This is a genomic window from Coleofasciculus sp., assembly GCF_046565525.1.
GTDB lineage: Bacteria > Cyanobacteriota > Cyanobacteriia > Cyanobacteriales > Coleofasciculaceae > Coleofasciculus.
In genome coordinates, this window is record NZ_JBKHUP010000019.1 from 12,147 (window position 1) to 33,465 (window position 21,319).

Annotated in this window: 9 protein-coding genes; all 9 read left to right on the forward strand. The window is 45.9% G+C overall.

The window, feature by feature from the left end; translation table 11 throughout:
* Positions 1–31: 31 nt before the first annotated feature.
* The 9 genes from ACLGGO_RS09240 (at position 32) to ACLGGO_RS09280 (ending at position 21,306) form a co-directional block, all read left to right on the forward strand.
* The gene (locus ACLGGO_RS09240; protein WP_446419074.1) at positions 32–1,579 is read left to right on the forward strand and encodes a benzoate-CoA ligase family protein; all 1,548 of its coding nucleotides are present in this window, start codon (positions 32–34) and stop codon (positions 1,577–1,579) included.
* Between the two features lie 210 nt (positions 1,580–1,789).
* The gene (locus ACLGGO_RS09245) at positions 1,790–3,118 is read left to right on the forward strand and encodes an anthranilate synthase component I family protein (protein WP_446419075.1); all 1,329 of its coding nucleotides are present in this window, start codon (positions 1,790–1,792) and stop codon (positions 3,116–3,118) included.
* A gap of 3 nt (positions 3,119–3,121) precedes the next feature.
* Positions 3,122–3,607, forward strand: coding sequence for a holo-ACP synthase (gene acpS / locus ACLGGO_RS09250; RefSeq protein WP_446419076.1), 486 nt, complete (start codon positions 3,122–3,124; stop codon positions 3,605–3,607).
* A 64-nt stretch (positions 3,608–3,671) separates the two neighbouring features.
* Positions 3,672–5,177, forward strand: a complete 1,506-nt coding sequence (locus ACLGGO_RS09255; protein WP_446419077.1) for a 3-oxoacyl-[acyl-carrier-protein] synthase III C-terminal domain-containing protein — start codon at positions 3,672–3,674, stop codon at positions 5,175–5,177.
* A 45-nt stretch (positions 5,178–5,222) separates the two neighbouring features.
* Complete coding sequence (locus tag ACLGGO_RS09260; RefSeq protein ID WP_446419078.1) at positions 5,223–8,654, forward strand: non-ribosomal peptide synthetase; 3,432 nt, start codon at positions 5,223–5,225, stop codon at positions 8,652–8,654.
* Positions 8,651–14,797, forward strand: a complete 6,147-nt coding sequence (locus ACLGGO_RS09265; protein ID WP_446419079.1) for an amino acid adenylation domain-containing protein — start codon at positions 8,651–8,653, stop codon at positions 14,795–14,797. Before ACLGGO_RS09260 ends, ACLGGO_RS09265 begins: the two co-directional genes overlap by 4 nt.
* Positions 14,798–14,843: 46 nt before the next feature.
* On the forward strand, positions 14,844–15,863 hold the full coding sequence (locus ACLGGO_RS09270) for a TauD/TfdA family dioxygenase (RefSeq protein ID WP_446419080.1): 1,020 nt from the start codon (positions 14,844–14,846) through the stop codon (positions 15,861–15,863).
* Positions 15,864–15,910: 47 nt separating this feature from the next.
* Positions 15,911–16,669: a class I SAM-dependent DNA methyltransferase gene (locus ACLGGO_RS09275; RefSeq protein ID WP_446419081.1), complete on the forward strand. Its 759-nt coding sequence runs from the start codon at positions 15,911–15,913 to the stop codon at positions 16,667–16,669.
* A gap of 41 nt (positions 16,670–16,710) precedes the next feature.
* Positions 16,711–21,306 (forward strand): amino acid adenylation domain-containing protein, encoded by a 4,596-nt coding sequence (locus tag ACLGGO_RS09280; protein WP_446419082.1) that lies wholly within the window; start codon positions 16,711–16,713, stop codon positions 21,304–21,306.
* Positions 21,307–21,319 lie beyond the last annotated feature (13 nt).

Genomic DNA, 21,319 nt, shown 5'->3' on the forward strand with positions numbered 1-21,319 from the left:
AAATAAACTATCTCCAACCTCAACTCTAAACATGGATAGTATTACTGAAAAATTACCCGATAATTTGAATGTTGCGGCTTACTTCTTAGACAGTCATTTTCTCCCAGAACGGAGTGATAGAGCGGTATTTTACTATCAGGATCAAACCTACACCTACTCTCAGTTAAGCCGTTTCGTTCGACGCACCGCTCGATTACTCTCTGAGTTAGGGTTAGAACGAGAAAACCGGATAGCTATTCTCCTACCCGATACTCCAGAGTTTGTCTTTGCCTTTTGGGGAGCAATTTGGCTGGGTGCTGTACCAGTTCCCATTAACACAGCTTGTACTCTTGATGATATTCAATATATTCTGCATGATTCTCGCGCCAAGATTTTATTAACCACTCAAGCATGGCAAGAAAAACTGACTCCAATTCAGTCTCAGTTTTTGCGCCATAGTCTACTAACGGATGGAGAAAACCCTTTTTTATCCTTGCTTTCTCAACAAGACGACCAACTATCTTGTGCCGAAACCTGTCGCGATGAACCCGCCTTTTGGCTTTATACTTCTGGTAGTACAGGACGACCGAAAGGAGCCATTCATCTCCATCAAAATATGGTCGTTTGTGCAGAAAATTATGGTAAAGCTACCCTGGGTTTACAGCGCGATGATATTACCTATTCAGTTGCTAAAATGCCCTTTGCCTACGGCTTAGGGAATACCCTATATATGCCAATGGCAGTTGGTGCAGCTAGTGTCTTATCGGATGCCAATAATATTTTTGATATTATTGCCGATATTCAGCGCTATAAACCGACCGTTTTGTTTGGCATTCCTAGCGTTTATGCAAATATTCTTGCTGTACATGATATTGCTCCCCTAGATGCCACTTGCTTACGCTTATGTGTATCAGCTGCCGAACAGTTGCCCAAAAGTATTTGGCATCAGTGGCTGAAAACCTATAACCAGGAAATTTGCGAAGGCATTGGTACAACTGAATTTTTGCATATTTTTCTCTCGAATCGAGTTGGACAGTGTAAACCTGGGAGTTCTGGATATCCTGTTCCTGGCTACAGTGTCCAAGTGGTTAATGAGCAGGGTTTTTCCTGTTCTCCTGATGAAATTGGCAATCTTCAGGTCAGTGGTGAAAGCTTGATGTTGGGGTACTGGAATCGACTGAAACAGACGCGAAATGTTATTTGTGGCAATATGATGCGAACTGGGGATAAGTACCGATGTGATTCTGATGGTTATTTCTGGTTTATGGGACGAAATGATGACCTGTTTAAGGTGAATGGTCAGTGGATATCACCGTTGGAAATTGAAGATATATTACATCAACATCCCCAAGTTCTGGAAGTGGCAGTCGTACCAGAATCGGGTCAGGGTGAACAGTTAAATCAGATTGTCGCCTATGTCGGTCTCAAGCCAGAACAGGAACCCTCGCTGGAGTTAGAGGATAGTATTCGTAGATTTGCTAAACAGCACTTGCCTCATTTTAAAGCCCCGAAAATTATTCAATTTGTTAAAAATTTACCGCGTACTTCTACAGGTAAAATTCATCGAAAAAAACTATTGGATAAGGCGATGATTGGATGAAATAATTCACAAATTGACAATGTATAAGGAACAATGAATAATGACTTCTCCTTAAAAGAAGAGGATTGAAATTAAATTTTTTTTTAATTTCTTCGTAAACGAAGAGGTCTTAGACCCAATTAATCAATTATCAATTATCAATTATTAATTATCCATTGATAAGTGAGTATTTTTCCAATGACCAATGACCCAAAATTAAGGAGCTGATAGATGCTAACCGAGTTAAGACCAGCCATCACTTATTATGAAACTTTTATACCGGGTAAGAAAGATGCTGTTGTTGTCTTACAGAATCTCTTACAAGCTGGTATTTTTGAGACTTATGTAATGTACGAAGGTAAAAATGAAGTTCGTATTGCAGGCAATGAGTTAGTTAAGGTGTCAGTCAGCCAGGATGCTGTCTCATTAAAAGGGATGGGAATGTCTTCCTCAGTACCCGTTACTGATCCTTTTCAACAAGTGGCAGAATTACTCAACGCTTTGCCGATTGAAGGGTGGACAGCTTACGGGTATGTGGCATTTGATATCGCTGGTTTTTATTACTCATATTCTAAAGCAATCCAGCAAGACCTTTTATGCTTTTTCATTCCAGAGATTGAACTGCGTTTTACTGACAAGGGAGTTTATGTTAAAACTAATCGGTCAGTGGAGCAAGTTTGTAGTTTATTATGTATAGAGAGTGAAATTGCCAATTATGTGCCAAAATCCCTAGTTGTTGATTTTGGCGATCGCGAACGCTACCAAAACCAGATTACTACTCTAATTGGGGCAATCCAAAACTCAGAGCTACATAAAGCTATTCTGGCTCGCTCCCTGAAAATTACTGGCGAGTTAGATGTACTAGGAACTTATGTCGTTGGGGCTAAAGCCAATAATTCAGCCCGTTCTTATTGCTTAAATATCGGTGATGTTCAGGCGGTGGGGTTTAGTCCAGAAATTTTAATGGAGGTGAGTAAAGATGGCTTTGTCACCACAAATCCATTGGCAGGAACTCGACCTCGTGGTGAAAGCTTGGCAGAGGATACTCGATTCAATGGTGAGCTTTTCACAGATGCCAAAGAAGTAAAAGAGCACGCGCTTTCGATTTGGTTAGCGCAAACTGAAATATCCTCACTTTGTTTACCAGAAACGGTTCAGGTTTTTAAGTTTATGGAAGTCAAAAAATATCGCTGTGTGCAACATCTATCATCACGGGTGGGTGGTCAACTCAAACCGGAAAATACGCTGTGGGATGCGTTGAAGATTTTATTTCCCGGAATTACCGTGTCTGGAATTGATAAAGCCAAAGCTTTAGAATGGATTGACCGCCTAGAAGATGAACCTAGGGGAATTTATGCCGGGGGTATCGGCTGGGTTAATAGTGAGGGAATGGCAGATTTAGCGATTGCGATTCGTTCGGTTTATCAATATGGCAATTGTATTTCTCTAAATGCTGGAGCGGGTATCATTGCTGAATCGATTCCGGAAAACGAATACATGGAGTCGGTTAACAAAATGAACACCATGTTGACGAATTTGGTTTTGAAGTCTAGCACTTAAGCCATGAGCCAAATAATTATCGGTCATGGACTGGAAATTCTGGAAACAAATCATATCAAAGAATACATTGAGCGCTCCGGGGAAGATTGGGAAATGGAACATTTTACAGCAACAGAACGTAGGACTCCTGAGTTGGGTTCTAGCCGTATCCAATACCTTGCCGGTCGTTTTGCTGTCAAGCAAGCTGTGTTAAAAATTCTGGGTATATCTGTACGTCCAGATATTTCCTGGCTGGATATGGAAGTGCAACGGTTGCCAACGGGTCAACCTGCCCTTGTTTTATATGGTAAATGTCAAAAAATAGCAGCGGAATTCGGTATTAATAAATGGCTACTGAGTATCAGTCATACCTCATCTTATGTTGCTGCCAGTGTACTTGCTCTTAGGGGTAATGTCACGCTCCTCGTATTCTGGTGGGCAATGCCCACCCTACGGTATATCAAGGATTTCGGTGTCCTAAAAGGCTTATTTCAGTGCTATTGCTCTTAGGGACAATGGTATGACTAGGTAATCGATAACCATGACTAATAATGAATAACGAATGAAATGACCTATGATTAAAAGCCCCGTTGGTATTCGCTCACTAGCAATTCGCTTTCCCCGCCTAATTCGTACTAATGATTATTGGCAAACAACATATCAGAATCAGGGTAAACTCAAACGAAATAGGAACTCTAGATCGACACATGACTATACAAACGATAACTCTGGACTAACGATTTGGTCACAAGCGGTAACCCCCTATTTACCTGATCCCTTCCGAGGTTCTGTTGAACGGCGGGTACTTAGTGCGGATGAGTCTTCACTGATGCTGGAATGTCAAGCGGCGCAAGATGTACTCAGTGCAGCCAATTTGAAGGCAGAAGACATTGAACTGGTAATCGTCGCCTCCATTTTCCCTGAGGGGATCGGATTCGGCAATGCTGCCTACATTGCCCGTAAACTGAACTTGCACTGTCCGGCTTGGAATCTGGAATCGACTTGTTCAAGTGCCTTAATCGCCCTGCAAAATGCCTCTGCATTGGTGCAAACTGGAGAATACCAGAATGTATTGGTTGTGGTGTCTCATCTGGGTTCTAATGCTGTAGACAAGGAAGATTCTCTATCCTGGTCTATGGGTGATGCAGCGGGAGCATTTCTCGTCGATTCCCTCCACCCTAATCAAGGCATCCTCGGTAGTAAGATCGTACATACAGCAGCAACCTGCGAGGCTTACAGCCACGAACTGGAACTAGACCGCCAAGGGAAACCTCGGATGCGTACTCGCACCGGGGAGAACCCCAGTGTACTTGCCGAAACCGCCGTGGAATTTGTCCGTATCTGCTGCAAAGGCGCGATCGCATCGGCTGGTGTTACCCTTGACCAAATTGACTTTTTTGCCTTTAATACTCCAACAGCTTGGTATGCCAGTGTCTGTACTCAAGCATTGGGTATTGATCCAGAACGTACCCTGAATCTCTACCCTCGATATGCCAATATTGGACCCGTCTTTCCCCTCGCTGCTTTGTACCACGCGGCACAATCCGGTAAACTGCGCGAAAACGATTTAGTTCTCGCCTACACCAACGGCGCCGCCGCCACCGCCGCCGCAACGGTAATGCGCTGGGGTGATGTCGCATTGGGTTCAGTTCCAGCACCTCCAATCAGTGTTACTCCAGCACAAGAAAAAATTCATGTACCCGCAGGAAAGGCTACTCCAAAAGAAACGCTATCCAGAGAACAACTCCTCGCGGCTCAACCCAAAGAACAACAGGAGATACTAGAAACCTATCTTCTGAACGTTTTAGCCAGCTTACTTCAACATCCCTCATCCAATCTCACGCCTGAGCAATCCCTCACATCATTCCTAGACTCGTTGATCGTTCTGATGCTCAAAAGCCGCATCGAAACCGATTTACAGGTGCGAGTCTCAATCGAGCAATTCTTTGGGGAAAGTACGATAACTCAACTGGCGAAACACCTGCTTAACCAATTCGCTTTGGCAAACTTAATGGCGTCAGGTTTAGGCTCTGTTACTGATGTTAGTGAAGCAGAAGACAGAGAAAAATTAAGTCTTTAAAGAAATAACTAATCCGCCCCTACACAAACTTTAAAACTTACAATCATGGACTTACATTCACTGTTAACCCATCTCTCCAATCAAGGCGTCAAACTGGCGGCGAATGGAAATTCCCTAGATGTTGATGCCCCCAAAGGGGTAATAACTCCCAACCTGCGTCAGGCATTAGCTGAACATAAAGCGGAGATCCTTTTATTGCTGCATCAAAACACGAAGGACGCGCCAGGGCAAAACGTGCCATGGCTACCCAAAATTGTGCCAGCACCCGATCAGCGTTACGAACCCTTTCCCCTAACTGATATGCAACATGCCTTCTGGGTGGGTCGTAGTGGTGTATTAGAACTCGGTAATGTCGCTAATCATGGTTACTATGAAATCGAAGGAAAAGACTTAAATTTAGACCGATTAAACCAGACGCTGCAACAATTAATTGAGCGTCACGATATGCTACGAGCCATTGTTTTACCCGATGGTCAGCAGCAGATTCTGCAAACAGTCCCTGCCTATCAAATTGAAGTCTTGGATTTGAGGGGAAAGGATGCAGAAATTGTTACGGAAAAAATACAAGCCATTCGCGATCGCATGTCTCATCAGGTGCTACCTGCTGACCAGTGGCCCCTATTTGAATTTCGAGTCACCTGTTTAGATGAAGGGCGCGTCCGGTTGCACGTTAGTTACGATTTGCAAGTCTTTGATGCGTGGAGTCTATTTCGTCTATTTGATGAGTGGTTTAAACTCTATCAGCATCCTGAGATGGCTTTGCCCCCGTTAGAGATTTCCTTCCGGGATTATGTCTTGGCAGAGCAAGGGTTGCAAGAGACACAATTGTACCAGCGATCGCAAGAGTATTGGTTTAGCCGCCTAGACAGTTTACCCCCAGCCCCAGAGTTGCCCTTAGCCAAGACTCCGAAAGAACTCACCCAACCTAGGAATAAACGGTATGAGGGATACCTCAACCGCACTGACTGGCAGAATTTGCAACAAAAAGGGACAAGTGTCGGTTTAACCCCCTCTGGCGTTCTACTGGCTGCCTTTGCCGAAATCTTAACCCGTTGGAGCAAGAATCCCCAATTTACGCTGAATCTTGCCCTATTTAATCGCCTCCCCTTGCATCCCCAAGTCAATGATATTTTAGGAGACTTTACCTCCGTAACCCTTTTAGCCGTAGACAACTCAGCCTCCGAGTCATTTCGCGATCGCGCCGTTCGTCTGCAAAAACAACTGTGGCAGGATTTAGAACACCGTTATTTTAGTGGAGTGCGGGTGGTGCGGGAACTATCTCGCCGGAAAGGGGCTACCCCCAGCGCCATGCCTGTGATTTTCACCAGCACCTTGGGTTTCCGTTCCCTGGGACAAGAAACCCTAACCTTTAGTCATTTCGGTGAGTTAGTTTACGGTATCAGCCAAGCGTCTCAAGCGTGGATGGATATTCAAGTCTGGGAGGAAAAAGGAGAATTAACCTTTAACTGGGATGTGGTGGAAGAACTTTTCCCCGAAGGTTTAATTAACGATATGTTTGAGGCATATTGTCGTTTCCTCAAACAGCTAGCCACCTCTGAGTCAGCTTGGATTGAGACGAGGCGACAACTTTTGCCTTCCTCTCAACTGATGCAGCGAAATGCGATTAATTCCACTGATGCACCCCTTCCTGACAAACTGCTGCATGAATTATTTGCCGCCCAAGTACCCACACGGGCGCATGAAACTGCCATTATCTCGCCCCAGCGTACCCTGACTTATCAGGACTTATATGAAAAGTCCAATCAGGTGGGTCAGAAGCTGCGCTCATTGGGCGCAACTCCTAACCAACTGGTAGCTGTTGTCATGGAAAAGGGATGGGAGCAAATTGTTGTTGTTATGGGCATTTTAGCGGCTGGTGCTGCTTACGTTCCTATCGATCCCAACCTACCTCAAGAGCGCTTTTCATACCTGCTCGAAAATAGTGAAGCTGACATTGTGCTTACCCAATCTTGGCTCAATGAAAAATTACCATGGGCTGAAGGTATTCATCGGCTGTGTATAGATAAAGGAGACTTTGCAGAAGAAAGTAAGGAACCACTCCAGCCTATCCAAACTCCCGACGATTTAGCCTACGTTATCTATACATCCGGTTCCACAGGGTTGCCCAAAGGGGTGATGATTACTCATCGCAACGTGGTGAATGTGGTTGTTCACACAAATCAGCGCTTTAACATTAGTTCCCAGGATCGAATTTTAGCCCTCACTGCTCTCAATCATGATCTATCTGTTTATGACATTTTTGGTCTTTTGAGTGCTGGTGGCACGATTGTCATGCCTGATGCTTGCGGCACGAAAGATCCCAGTCACTGGGCTGAATTAATAGTACGAGAACAGGTGACGCTGTGGAACTCAGTCCCCGCGATGATGGAAATGTTAGTGGACTATGCCCAAGGGCAATCGGTAGCCCTCCCAGAGAGCTGGCGTTTGGCAATTTTGGGAGGAGATTGGCTCCCCGTTTCTCTTCCCAATCGGCTGAAAGCTTTAGTTCCAGATGTCCAAGTTTTAAGTATTGGTGGACCTACGGAAACCACGATTTGGAATATCGGCTATTTGATAGAAAAGGTTGAACCCAATTGGCAGAGTATTCCTTATGGTCAGCCGATGGCTAATTCAAAATACTATATCTTGAATGAATCTTTAGAAGATTGTCCCGTTTTGGTTCCCGGTCAAATGTACTGTGCGGGAGTGCAGTTGGCAAAAGGTTACTGGCGGGATAAAGAAAAAAACCGGGCTAATTTCATCACCCATCCTCGCACTGGAGAGCGTATTTATCGTACAGGGGATTTAGGTCGCTATTGTCCTGATGGCAACATTGAATTTTTAGGACGAGTAGACTTTCAAATTAAGATTCGGGGACACCGCATTGAAGCCGGAGAAATTGAGACAGCTTTGACCCAGCATCCAGCCGTGCGATCGGCAGTAATCACCGCAGTCGGTGAAGAACCCAATAAAGAGCGATTGGTCGCATACATTGTTCCTGATGAGAAACAGACTCCCACCCTTGAGGAAATTAGCGAGTTTCTTAAAAAGAAGCTACCCAACTATATGGTGCCGTCAGGCTTTGCTGTCTTGAAGGCTTTACCCCTTTCAGCAAATGGCAAAGTAGACCGCCGTGCGCTCTTACATTACTCAATCTCGAATCTCCAAAATGCCTATATTGCTCCCAGAAATGAAATTGAGAAACAGCTTACCGCTATTTGGCAAGAGTTTCTTGGGGTCGATAAGATAGGGATTTACGATAACTTTTTTGAATTAAACGGAGACTCCCTGCTAGCGACACAAATTATCTCTCACCTATACAAAACATTCCAAATAGACTTGCCCATCAGCAGCCTGCTTGAAACACCTACTGTGGCTGCTATATCGGAGTACATCGAGAATAATTATTCGATTATTCAAAAATTACAAATTCATACCAGTACTGCGTTAATTAACCGCGAAGAGGGAGAACTATGAAAAGCATTGATGAGTTTTTATCTTACTTTCACAATCTAGATGTGAAGCTCTGGGTCGATGGTGACAAGTTGCGTTATAGTGCCCCCCAAGGAACACTCACACCAGACCTGCTGCAAGAGCTGCGAGAGTACAAAGCCGATATAATTAAGCTTCTGCAACAACCCTTACTTACCTCAAATTCTGGTATTGAGCCAATTCGACCTGCCCCACGGTATACAGACTTACCTCTGTCTTTTGCTCAACAAAGAATGTGGTTACTCAATCAAATAGAGGGAAATAGTGCCACTTACAATGAATCTGTGGTGTTGAAAATTAGTGGTTTGCTTCAAATAGCAGCCTTAGAGCAAAGCTTCAGGGAAATATTTCAGCGCCACGCTCCCTTGCGGACTACCTTTAAGAACGTAGATGGGAAACCCATTCAGGTGATCTCACCAACCTCGAACTTCAGACTACCAGTGGTAGACTTGCGATCGCCAAGCGTCTCTGGAGGAGAATCGCTTTCTCCATCAGCGCGGGAAGCTGAAGTGGAGCGTTTGATTACTGAAGCAGCTAAGTTCCCCTTTGACTTAACCCAAGAGCCGTTATTTCAGGTAACCCTTCTGCAATTGGAAGATACAGAGTATTTAATGCAGATAGTGTTCCACCATATTGTCTCAGATGCTTGGTCTTTTAGGGTGATTTTCCGGGAGTTAAGCGTACTTTATGAAGCCTTCTCTAGTGGTAAAGAACGACAGGCTGCGCTAGCATTGCTTCCCGATCTCCCTATCCAATATGCAGATTTTGCTGTCTGGCAACGGCAATATTTGCAGGGAGAAGTGCTGGAAAAAGAGATGTCCTACTGGAAACAGCAACTCGACGGAGTTCCCGCTGTACTCCAGCTACCTACTGACCGACCGCGACCTCCAGTGGAGACCTTCGCTGGAAAAACTCAATCTTTTATACTGTCAGAGGCTCTGACTCAGGCGCTGAAGGCGATTAGCCGCCAAGGTGGAGCTACTTTATTCATGACACTGCTGGCGGCATTCAAAACCTTACTCTACCGCTACACAGGGCAAGAGGATATCCTCATCGGTTCACCGATCGCTAACCGCAACCGAGCCGAAATAGAGCAACTAATCGGAGTTTTCATCAATACGTTGGCAATCCGCACCGATTTGTCGGGCAATCCAACGTTTTGCGAGCTTTTGCATCGAGTGCGTGAAGTGACTCAAGCGGCATATAGTCACCAAGACTTTCCTATTGAAAAGCTGTTAGAGAAATTTCAGTCAGAGCGCAACCTAAGCCAAACCAGCTTATTTCAAGTCGGGTTCGTTTTCGTGAATGTTCCGATGCTAGTCCCAAAGCTGCCAGACTTAACCGTAAGTTTCCAGATGATCGATAGCACAGCAGCGAAGCTAGATTTGACGCTGTACGTGAGACAGACAGAGCAAGGACTGAGCGCAAGCTTGGAGTACAAAACCGATCTGTTCGAGGATGCGACAATAACCCGGATGTTAGGGCATTTTCAGACTTTGCTCGAAGGCATCGTCGCTAATCCCAACCAGCGCCTATCAGACTTGCCGATCTTGACAGAGGCAGAACGACAGCAGTTGCTAGTGGAGTGGAACAACACTCAGAGGAATGACTCGCAAGCTCAGTGCATTCATGAATTATTTGAAGCTCAAGTGAGGCTGACACCCGATGCTGTTGCCGTTGTCTTTGCAGAACAGCAGTTAACTTATCAACAGCTAAATCAGCAAGCGAATCAACTCGCCCACTACCTGCGATCGCAAGGCGTAAAACCAGAAGTCCTTGTCGGAATTTGTGTCAAGCGTTCTCTAGAGATGGTGGTGGGACTTCTGGGCATCCTGAAAGCAGGTGGAGCCTATTTACCCCTCGATCCCGCTTATCCGCCAGAACGTTTGGCGTTGATGATGGCAGATGCGCGAGTGCCAGTGCTGTTGACCCAACAAGGGGTAATGGCAGAACCTCCAGCGCCGGATGTCAACGTTGTGTATCTAGATGCAGATTGGGACGTAATCGCCCAGGAAAGCCCAGAAAATCCCATTAACGTGGCGACACCGGAAACCCTTGCCTATGTTATCTACACCTCGGGTTCAATCGGTAAACCCAAAGGCGTATTGATTCAGCACTCATCGTTACTCAGCTATACCGAGACAGCCACCGTCGCTTATTCCATCAACCCACGCGATCGCATCTTACAGTTTGCCTCCATTAGTTTTGATACCAGTGCTGAAGAGATATATCCCTGTTTGGTGCGGGGGGCGACACTGGTGCTGCGTACACCATCAATGCTGGACTCGATAGCTGCGTTTCTACAGACGTGTCAGGATAGAAACCTAACCGTCCTGAATCTACCAACAGCCTACTGGCACGAACTCACCGCCTGCCTGGAAGCGGATGCATTAACCTTACCCCCCTCTGTGCGTTTAGTCATTATTGGCGGAGAAAAAGTCCTCCCCGCCAGACTAGCAACGTGGCACAAGCACGTCAGTCGGCGGGTGCAGCTAATGAATACCTATGGTCCGACAGAGGCAACCATCGTTGCGGCGATGTGTGACCTATCGGAGTTAACCCCATTCGATGCTACATCGCAGCAGGTGCCAGTTGGACGCCCGATTCCCAACGTCCAGATTTACATCTTGGATCGAAATCTACAACCCGTACCCATTGGCATACCCGGAGAACTGCACATTGGGGGTGTGGGGTTGGCAAGGGGTTATCTCAATGCTCCGGAGTTGACTGCCGAGAAATTTATTCCCAACCCCTTCAGCAGCCAGGATGCCAAAAACAACCCCTTACTCTATAAAACAGGGGATAAAGCCCGCTACTTACCGGACGGTACAATTGAATTTCTGGGACGGATCGACCATCAGGTAAAAATTCGCGGATTCCGGGTTGAACTCGGAGAAATTGAAGCCATCCTAAATCAGCATCCTGCGGTCAAAGAGACGGTGGTGCTAGCCAGAGACGATATACCCAGACAGAAGCGATTGACGGCGTATGTGGTGCAAACTCTCCAGCCAAACAGTTTAGCCGACCCATCATCAGAAGCCGAACAGGTTTCTCTGTGGCAGAACGTTTATGAAGAAGGGATTTTTAACCCGACTGATTCACTCAATACCTTCAATATCAGTGGGTGGTATAGCAGCTATACCGGGGAGCTTATTCCGGAAGCCGAAATGCAACAATGGGTCAACCATACTACCCATCGCATTTTATCGTTGCAGCCAAGCCGCGTGTTAGAAATTGGTTGCGGTACGGGTTTACTACTTTTCCGCATTGCTCCCCACTGCCGCAAATACTACGGCACGGATTTCTCGGCTGGGGCGTTGGATTACACTCAGAAGGTTTTAGATCTACCAGAATACAACCTGCCACAGGTGACGCTGGGTCAGAAAATGGCGGATGACTTTGAGGGTATAGAGACCCATGACTTCGATGCTGTGATTATTAACTCGGTTACGCAGCACTTTCCCAGCATTGACTATTTGGTGCGTGTCTTAGACGGTGCGGTGAAAACAGTTGAGAGCGGCGGGTTTATCTTTGTGGGAGATGTACGCAGTCTGCCACTTTTAGAAGCGTTTCACACCTCAGTTCAACTCTACAAAGCACCCCCCTCGCTATCAATCGCTCAATTACAGCAGCGGATTCAACAGCGGATCGCCCAAGAACGGGAACTGGTGATTGACCCAGCTTTCTTCATCGCACTCAAGCAACAGTTCCCCAGGATTCGTCATGTTGAAATTCTGCCTAAACGGGGTCGTTACCATAACGAATTGACCAAGTTTCGCTACGATGTAATTCTTCATCTGGGCGTTGAAGTGACTCCTATCCCTGAGTTCCCGTGGCTGGACTGGCAAGAGCAGGGTTTAACTGTGACATCCATCGGTCAGTTGTTAGCAGAAACTCAACCCGAAGTTATCGGCATCACTCGTGTTCCTAATGCACGTCTGGTTGCAGAAGTCAAGACCCTAGACCGACTCGCTCGTGATCAAGCCATTGAAACCGTCAGCGACTTACACAAAGCCTTGTCAGCAAGTCCTCTAGAGACAGGGATAGAGCCGGAAGATTTATGGGACTTGAGCCAAACGCTCCCTTACTTTGTGGAGATTAACGGGTCAAGTTCGGGTATCGATGGGTATTTTGACGTAGTATTTCGGCGGCAGACAACCCCGCGATCGCCAGCTTCCTATTTTTTCCCGGAAACAGTTCGTCTTAAGCCTTGGAACGCTTACGCCAATAATCCATTGCAAACCCAATTGGCGTCCGATTTAATCCCCCAATTACGGGAGTACCTGAAGAAGCGATTGCCGGAGTATATGATACCCTCAGCGTTCGTACTCCTAGAAGCACTGCCGTTGATGCCCAATGGCAAAGTAGACCGTCGGGCATTGCCTGCACCTGACTCGGCACGACCTGAACTGAACGAAGCGTTTACGGCACCCCGGACTCCGGTTGAAGAGGTGCTAGCTGGAATTTGGGCAAAGGTGCTGAATGTTGAGCAGGTGGGTATCCACGATAATTTCTTTGAGCTAGGTGGACATTCGCTGCTGGCAACTCAGGTGATATCTCAGGTACACCAAGCGTTCCGAGTCGAGTTACCCCTACGCGGCTTATTTGATGCACCGACAGTCGCTGGACTGAGCGATCGCCTGGAGGCGATGATCCAGACTGGACGCCAACTGGAGGTCTCACCAATTGAGCCTGTTTCCCGAAATGCCGCGTTACCGTTATCGTTTGCTCAACAGCGCTTGTGGTTCCTTGATCGCCTACAACCGGGCAATTGTGCTTATAATATCACCGTGGCAGCTCACTTGCAGGGTTCACTCAACGTCACAGCCCTAGAGCAAAGTCTCAACGAAATTGTCAGGCGTCATGAAATCTTGCGAACAACGTTTATTGAAGTCGAGGGACAACCGAGACAAATCATTGCTCCAAAGCTGACATTGACGCTGCCCGTGGTCAACTTGCAAGACGTTCCCCTCGATGAACAGGAAACAGAGGTGATGCGTCTGGCGACGGAGGAAGCTCAACGCCCCTTCGACTTGACAACCAGTCCGTTACTGCGCGGCACAGTCTTAAAGCTCGACTCAACCAACCATCTGCTGCTATTTACCCTGCATCATATCATCTCGGACGGGTGGTCAATGGGGGTACTCCTGCAAGAACTTGCCACGCTCTACGCTGCATTTAATCAGGGGAATCCTGTTTCCCTACCGGAATTGCCCATTCAGTATGCCGACTTTGCCCTGTGGCAGCGACAGTGGTTACAAACCGAGGTGCTAGAGACTCAGCTAGCTTACTGGAAACAGCAGCTTAAGGGCGCTCCATCTCGATTACAGTTACCCACAGACTATCCCCGCCCCGCTATCCAAACCTTCCGGGGAGCGCGGCACAGTCTGGACATCCCCAAACCTCTCACGCAAGCGCTCAAAGGGCTGAGTCGTCAGGAAGGTGTGACCTTATTTATGACATTGCTGGCAGCGTTCAAGACGTTGCTCCATGACTACAGCCAACAACAGGACATCCTGGTGGGTTCGCCTATTGCTAACCGCAACCGACCGGAAATTGAAGGGTTAATCGGCTTTTTTGTCAACCCCTTAGTGCTGCGTACCGATTTGGGCGGTAATCCCAGTTTTCGGGAATTATTACAACGAGTGCGCGAAGTGGCGTTGGCAGCTTATGCCCATCAAGATATCCCCTTTGAACAACTCGTCAATGAGCTGCAAATTGAGCGGAGTCTGAGCCATAACTCATTGTTCCAAGTGTGGTTTGTTCTGCAAAATGTGCCAATCCCGGCTTTGGAGTTAGCCGACTTGACGTTGAAACCCTTGGCGATCGCACCGGGTACAGCGCGACACGATCTTAATCTTAATCTCTCCGAGACGCCCACAGGTCTGAGTGGATTCTTTGAGTACAAAACCGACTTGTTTGAGGCAACGACGATTGCTGATATGGCACAACAATTTGAAGTTCTCTTGCACACCATTGTTGAACAGCCTGAGGTAACGCTTAATACCCTCAACCAGAAAATAGCTGAAGTCAAAAAGCAACAACAGCATCTCAAAGAACAAGAATTCAAACAGGCTCGTAGTCATAAGTTAGGGACGATTAAGCGCAGGGCGATTCATAAGCATTAGAGAATCAAAACTCTCTCACCCAAGACATTAAACTCGAAATTGCCTCATGAATAAACTCGGATCTATCCAACGCAAACCTATTCGCTTATCCCAAACTCACCTGATTAAACCTGAGTTACTTCAGCCTGAAACGCTCCTGCCTTTAGTGGTTAAACCTGCGATGGAGGAACTCAATTTAATTACGTGGGCAGCAAGTCATCAAGAGTGGATTGACACCCACCTTTTGCCGCATGGTGGAATTCTGTTTCGGAACTTTAATGTCAAGCATACTACTGAGTTTGAGCAGTTTATCCAGGGTATTTCCGGCACATTACTTGACTATTCCTACCGTTCAACACCCCGCCGTCAGGTAAGCGGCAAAATTTATACTTCAACTGAATATCCTGCCACTCAATCGATTCCGTTACACAATGAGATGGCGTATTCCTTGAACTGGCCCCTGAAGATTTGGTTCTTCTGTGTACAGTCTGCTGAGCAAGGTGGAGAAACACCGATTGCCGACAGTCGTAAAGTCTTTCAGCGCATTGCTCCAGACATCAAAGAAAAATTTAGCCGAAAAAAGGTGATGTATGTCCGAAATTATAGTGACAAATTTGACCTTTCGTGGGAGAATGTATTTCAGACAAAGAACAAAGCAGACGTAGAACAGTATTGCCGTAAAGCTGGAATTGAGTTTGAGTGGAAAGACGGCAATCAATTAAGAACTCGTCAAGTTTGTCAAGGGATTGCCACCCATCCTACAACAGGGGAAAAGGTTTGGTTCAATCAAGCTCATCTCTTTCATGTATCAAACCTAGACCCAGAAATCCGTCAATCGCTCCTTGGGGCGATTAAAGAAGAAGATTTACCCCGAAATGCTTATTATGGGGATGGTTCTCCGATAGAAATTTCTGTGTTGGATGAAATCCGTCAAGCTTATCAGCAAGAAACGATTACCTTTAGTTGGCAAAACGGAGACATTTTAATGTTGGACAATATGCTAGCTGCACATGGACGATTACCATTTGTTGGTTCGCGAAAGGTTTTGGTCGGAATGGCTAATCCTTTTGAGGCTAATAACCTATAGTCGATACAGTATAAAGGAAGTTTACACTAGTAGTTGAGGTGTCGTTCATGGATTCAATAAAACCTTATTCAGACTATGATGTATTAGCTCGGATTTATCAAGAAAGGTGGAATCAGATCTACGATGATCAAGTTATACAAATTTTAGAAAACTTGTTTTTACAACATCTCCCGAATCAAGCACAGATTCTGGATCTATGTTGTGGGAATGGGAACTTGATACCACCTTTGTTGCTTAAGGGATATCAAGTTACTGGACTTGATGGATCTGAGGCAATGCTACACTATGCTCGCGAAAAAGCACCGGAGAGTAGATTAATTCTTGGTGACGCTCGCTCCTTTGAATTTTCGCCGACTTTTCATGGAGTGATTTCGGCAGGAAATAGCCTAAATCATGTTATGAATTTTGACGAGCTGAAAAGCGTCTTTAATAACGTGTTTGTAGCACTCCTAGACAATGGATTATTTGCCTTTAACCTGTCTATGGAAGAACGGTATCAGTCAAGTCAATGGAATAATATTCAAAGGTGTGGTGTCAACGATGACTATATTTGGATTTGGCAACAAATCTATGATTTCGATGAGAAAATAGGCAGGAGAGATATTACGGTTATGGAACTAAAAGAAGAAAAATGGCAACGATTAGATTATCAGTTATTGTCAAAAATTTATTCCAATGTAGATATTGAATCGGGCTTAAAGCAAATAGGTTTTACTGATATTAAATTTTACGATTTATGCCGATATCTAGAATTACCTGATTTATTAGGTGAAGGTGTTTTTGTCTGTCGTAAGCCATCCGGTTAAAAAAATGAGTAATATAGTCTTAATAAAAGAGGGTTAAAATTATGCAATCTACATCGATAGAAGGATTTAGACTTTCACCTCAACAAAAGCGTTTATGGTTTCTGCAAAAAGGCGTAAACCGTCTAGTTTATCGGATTCAATGCGCTGTACTAATTCATGGAACTATCAATCCTGAAAAGTTAGAGTTATCCATACAAAGAACAGTTGAGAAGTACGAGATTCTCCGGACTAATTTTCAGGCGTTACCGGGGATGAATGTTCCCCTGCAAGTCATCACTGCTAATCGCTTACCAATTCTTCACTACCATGACTTTACTGATCTAGATACGGAAACACAACATTCTCAAATCGAGGCACTGTTTAATGAGAAAAATCAGCTATGTTTTGACTTCGATAAAGGGGATGTTTTAGATAGTTCTCTAGTCATTCTTGCACCTAATAAGCAGATATTGCTAGTTAACTTACCAGCGCTGAACTCGGATGCGGTAAGTATCGAGAACTTTGTCCGTGAAACTAGCTGTTTTTATGCCGCAGAGCTGCAAAATCAGGAATGGGTTGATCAGCCATTACAGTATGTTGATATTGCCGAATGGCAAAATGAATTATTTGCTGGGGAAGAAGTAGAAGTCGGTAAAAAGTATTGGCAGACAAAAGACTTATCAGGTTTGGCGAATTGGCAGCTTCCTCAGGAAAATACGCCTGCACAAAAACGGGGATTTGAACCTAAATTTATTTCTGTTGGTTTAATTTCGGAAAACGTACCAAATCTAGACACGATCGCGCAAAACTACAACACCTCAATTTCTGTAATGCTTCAGGCGTGTTGGGCTATTCTGCTCTGGCGTCTGACTGGACGGTCAAATGTAATTATTGGCACCTATTTTGATGGGCGAAACTATGAAGAACTAGAACCAACGTTAGGACTGTTAGCTAAATATTTACCGATTGATAGTCATTTAGACGATACAACCCTATTAAGTGATGTATTAAATCAAATTGATGAATCTACACATAATGCCTGGAAATGGCAAGAGGCGTTTAATTGGGAACAGGTTGCAGGTGTGACTGAACAAAAGTTGGGTTCCTGTTTTTTTTCCTATAGTTTTGAATTTAGAGAACAGTTTGGTCAATATATTGGGGCTGATGTATCATTTTCCATTGACCAACAGTATGCCTGTATTGAGCCATTTAAAGTAAAACTTTCTTGCCGGAAGCGCAATGACACTTTAGTTACAGAATTCCACTATGATGCAAACGTGTTTCACAGAGAAGATATTGAACGCTTGGCAAGATACTTTCAAAGCTTGTTAACCAGTGTCATCGCCAAGCCTGATGTTACTATTGGTGAGTTAGAACTTTTAAGTCCGAGTGATCGCTATCAACTGCTCGTTGAGTTCAATAACACCCAAACTGATTATTCCAAACAGCTTTGCATCCATCAATTCATCGAGCAACAGGCAGGAGAAACGCCTGATAGGATTGCCGTTTCTATTGAAAATCAACAACTAACTTACGCCCAACTCAATACCCGTGCTAATCAACTCGCCCATCACCTGCAATCACTAGGGGTTAGTGCTGAAACTGTTGTAGCTCTGTGCGTGGAGCGTTCCCTGGATATGATCGTTGGGGTGTTGGGTATTCTCAAAGCAGGTGGAGCTTACCTTCCCATTGATCCGATTGTTCCGCGCGATCGCATCACGTTCATGGTACACGATGCCCAAGCATCAGTCATCTTAACCCAACAGCATTTAGTTGAACATTTTTGTGCAGAAACCGCAACGCTTCTATGTCTCGATGCTGACTGGCAGACTATTGCCCAACAGCCAGAAGAGACTCCCCCTTGTCCAGCAATGCCTGAGAATTTAGTCTATGTGATTTACACATCAGGTTCAACGGGCAAACCTAAAGGCGTCGCGGTTGAGCATCGCCAACTCGTCAACTATTTGCATGGTATTTTGGCAAGATTGGACGTGCCCCAGGGGGCTAGCTTTGCCACCGTGTCCACTTTAGCGGCAGATTTGGGGAACACGGCGATTTTCTCAGCCTTGTGTACGGGTGGATGTTTGCATATCATCTCCCAGGAACGCGCAACCAGTCCAGAGGCATTCATAGAATATTGTGACAGCCATCCGATTGATTATCTAAAAATTGTTCCGTCTCACTTAAACGCTCTATTAACAGCGTCTCACCCAGAGAAGATTTTGCCCCGAAAGTACCTGATTTTGGGCGGTGAAGTCCTGAGTTTGCAGTTGGTTGAGAAAATCCAGCAGTACGCACCCACTTGTCAAATCCTTAACCACTATGGACCAACGGAAACGACTGTCGGCGTCTTAACTTATCCTGTCCATCAGCGAATTAGTGATAAATCTAAGACAGTACCCATCGGTCGTGCGATCGCTAATACTCAAATTTATATTCTCGACCATTATTTGCAACCCGTACCAATCGGAGTGCCTGGAGAGCTATATATTGGTGGGGATAATGTGGCGCGAGGCTATGTCAACCAACCGCAACTGACGGCTGAGAGGTTTATTACTATCGAACATTTGGGCGGCGAGGATGTCCCCCCCAAAAGAGTTTACAAAACGGGAGATTTAGCTCGTTATCTCCCTGATGGCAATATTGAGTTTTTAGGACGTATCGACCACCAAGTCAAGATTCACGGTTTCCGCATCGAACTGGGAGAGATTGAGTCAGTGCTGAACCAACATCCTGCTATCCGGGAAGCCGTTGTCTTGGCACAGGAAGACGAACTGAGTCACAAACGCTTGGTGGCTTATATTGTTCCCAGTCAGGAGTCAGTACTGATTAGTGAACTTCGGGATGTCCTGAAGCAGAAATTGCCGGACTATATGATACCCTCAGCATTCGTACCCTTGAAAGCCCTACCTCTTACCCCCAACGGTAAAGTCAACCGTCAAGGGCTACCCAACCCCGATAGCGTTAAACCAGAGATAGAAGGGCGATTTGTCCCCCCCCGTACCCCCGTAGAGAAAACCATCGCCGAGATTTGGGCGCAAGTTCTAGGGCGCGATCGCATCAGCATTTATGATAACTTCTTTGAGTTGGGGGGCGATTCAATCCTGAGCATTCAGATTGTCTCCAGAGCTAATCAAGCAGGTTTACAACTCACTCCCCCCCAACTCTTTGAGTCTCCGACGATAGCCGGATTAGCCGCAGTCGCGGGAACAACCGCAACCATTCAAGCTCAACAAGAACCCGTGACGGGTGAAATTCCCCTAACGCCGATTCAGCATTGGTTCTTTGAGCAGAAGCTTGATGATATGCACCACTGGAACCAGGCATTACTGTTAGAGGTACGACAATCCATTCGTCCTGAACTCCTCCAGCAAACGGTGCAGCACTTGATGGAACATCATGATGCCCTACGCTTACGGTTTACTTCCACAGCATCGGGTTGGCAACAAGTGAATGCTGGATTGGATGGGATTGAATCCGTACCTTTGTCCGAGATTGATTTATCCGGTATTCCAGCAGCCGAACAGGAAAGCATCCTGGAAACCACCGCTTCTGAGTTACAAGCTAGCCTCAACTTGGCAGAAGGGTTAATCCTGCGGGTGGCGTTGTTTCACCTCGGGGACAATCAGTCGAACCGCTTACTCATCGTGATTCATCACTTGGCGGTGGATGGCATTTCTTGGCGAATTTTACTGGAAGACTTGGAGCAGATTTACCAGCAACTCAGCCAGGGAGAAGCAGTTCAACGACCTGCGAAAACTTATTCTTTCCAGCAGTGGTCTGAGTCTTTGCAGGATTATGCCCGTTCACAGCAGCTTCAGCAAGAACGCAACTACTGGCTCAGAACATCGGATTACTCCGGTTTACCAATAGATTATCCCAAGGGTGCGAACACAGTGGGGTTGGCTGAAACTGTATCCGTTGCTCTCAACGTTGAAGAAACTCGTGCTTTATTGCAAGAGGTGCCATTAGCCTATCAAACTCAAATCAACGATGTTTTGCTCACGGCGTTGGTACAAACCTTTGCCGAGTGGACACAGGAGCCTTTCCTACTGCTGGATTTAGAAGGACACGGACGAGAAGCAATTGACAAGGATATCGATGTATCACGGACGGTGGGCTGGTTTACCACGATTTTCCCAGTGCTGCTGACGTTAGCCGGGATTTCGCAGCCCGGGGAGGCGCTCAAAGCCATTAAAGAGCAGCTTCGCGGTATTCCCAATCGAGGAATTGGCTATGGCGTGCTGCGCTATCTGAGCGAGGATGCAGAAGTCATCCAAAAATTGTCAAGCCTTCCTCAAGCCGAGGTGAGATTTAACTACTTGGGTCAGTTTGACCAAATTCTATCCGAATCCCGGTTATTTGAGCTGGTTTACCCAACTCCTGGTATAAGTCGCAGTCCCCAAGGTAATCGTCGCTATCTGATAGATGTCAACGGGTTCGTGCTTGGGGGTCAACTGCAACTGGAGTGGACTTATAGCCAACAAATCCATCAACGAACCACGATTGAACAGTTAGCGCAAGGGTTTGTTGAGGCGTTACAAGCACTGATTGCCCATTGCCAATCTGCCGAAGCTGGAGGCTATACCCCCTCTGACTTCCAGAAAGCAAACGTGAGCCAAAAAGACCTGAATCGCTTGCTGGGACAAATTCGGTAGGGACGCAATACTT

Excerpts from the sequence above, each read along its gene's own strand:
- ACLGGO_RS09240 (WP_446419074.1), top strand. The coding sequence starts at position 32 with ATGGATAGTATTACTGAAAAATTACCCGATAATTTGAATGTTGCGGCT.
- ACLGGO_RS09245 (WP_446419075.1), top strand. The coding sequence starts at position 1,790 with ATGCTAACCGAGTTAAGACCAGCCATCACTTATTATGAAACTTTTATA.
- acpS (WP_446419076.1), top strand. The coding sequence starts at position 3,122 with ATGAGCCAAATAATTATCGGTCATGGACTGGAAATTCTGGAAACAAAT.
- ACLGGO_RS09255 (WP_446419077.1), top strand. The coding sequence starts at position 3,672 with ATGATTAAAAGCCCCGTTGGTATTCGCTCACTAGCAATTCGCTTTCCC.
- ACLGGO_RS09260 (WP_446419078.1), top strand. The coding sequence starts at position 5,223 with ATGGACTTACATTCACTGTTAACCCATCTCTCCAATCAAGGCGTCAAA.
- ACLGGO_RS09265 (WP_446419079.1), top strand. The coding sequence starts at position 8,651 with ATGAAAAGCATTGATGAGTTTTTATCTTACTTTCACAATCTAGATGTG.
- ACLGGO_RS09270 (WP_446419080.1), top strand. The coding sequence starts at position 14,844 with ATGAATAAACTCGGATCTATCCAACGCAAACCTATTCGCTTATCCCAA.
- ACLGGO_RS09275 (WP_446419081.1), top strand. The coding sequence starts at position 15,911 with ATGGATTCAATAAAACCTTATTCAGACTATGATGTATTAGCTCGGATT.
- ACLGGO_RS09280 (WP_446419082.1), top strand. The coding sequence starts at position 16,711 with ATGCAATCTACATCGATAGAAGGATTTAGACTTTCACCTCAACAAAAG.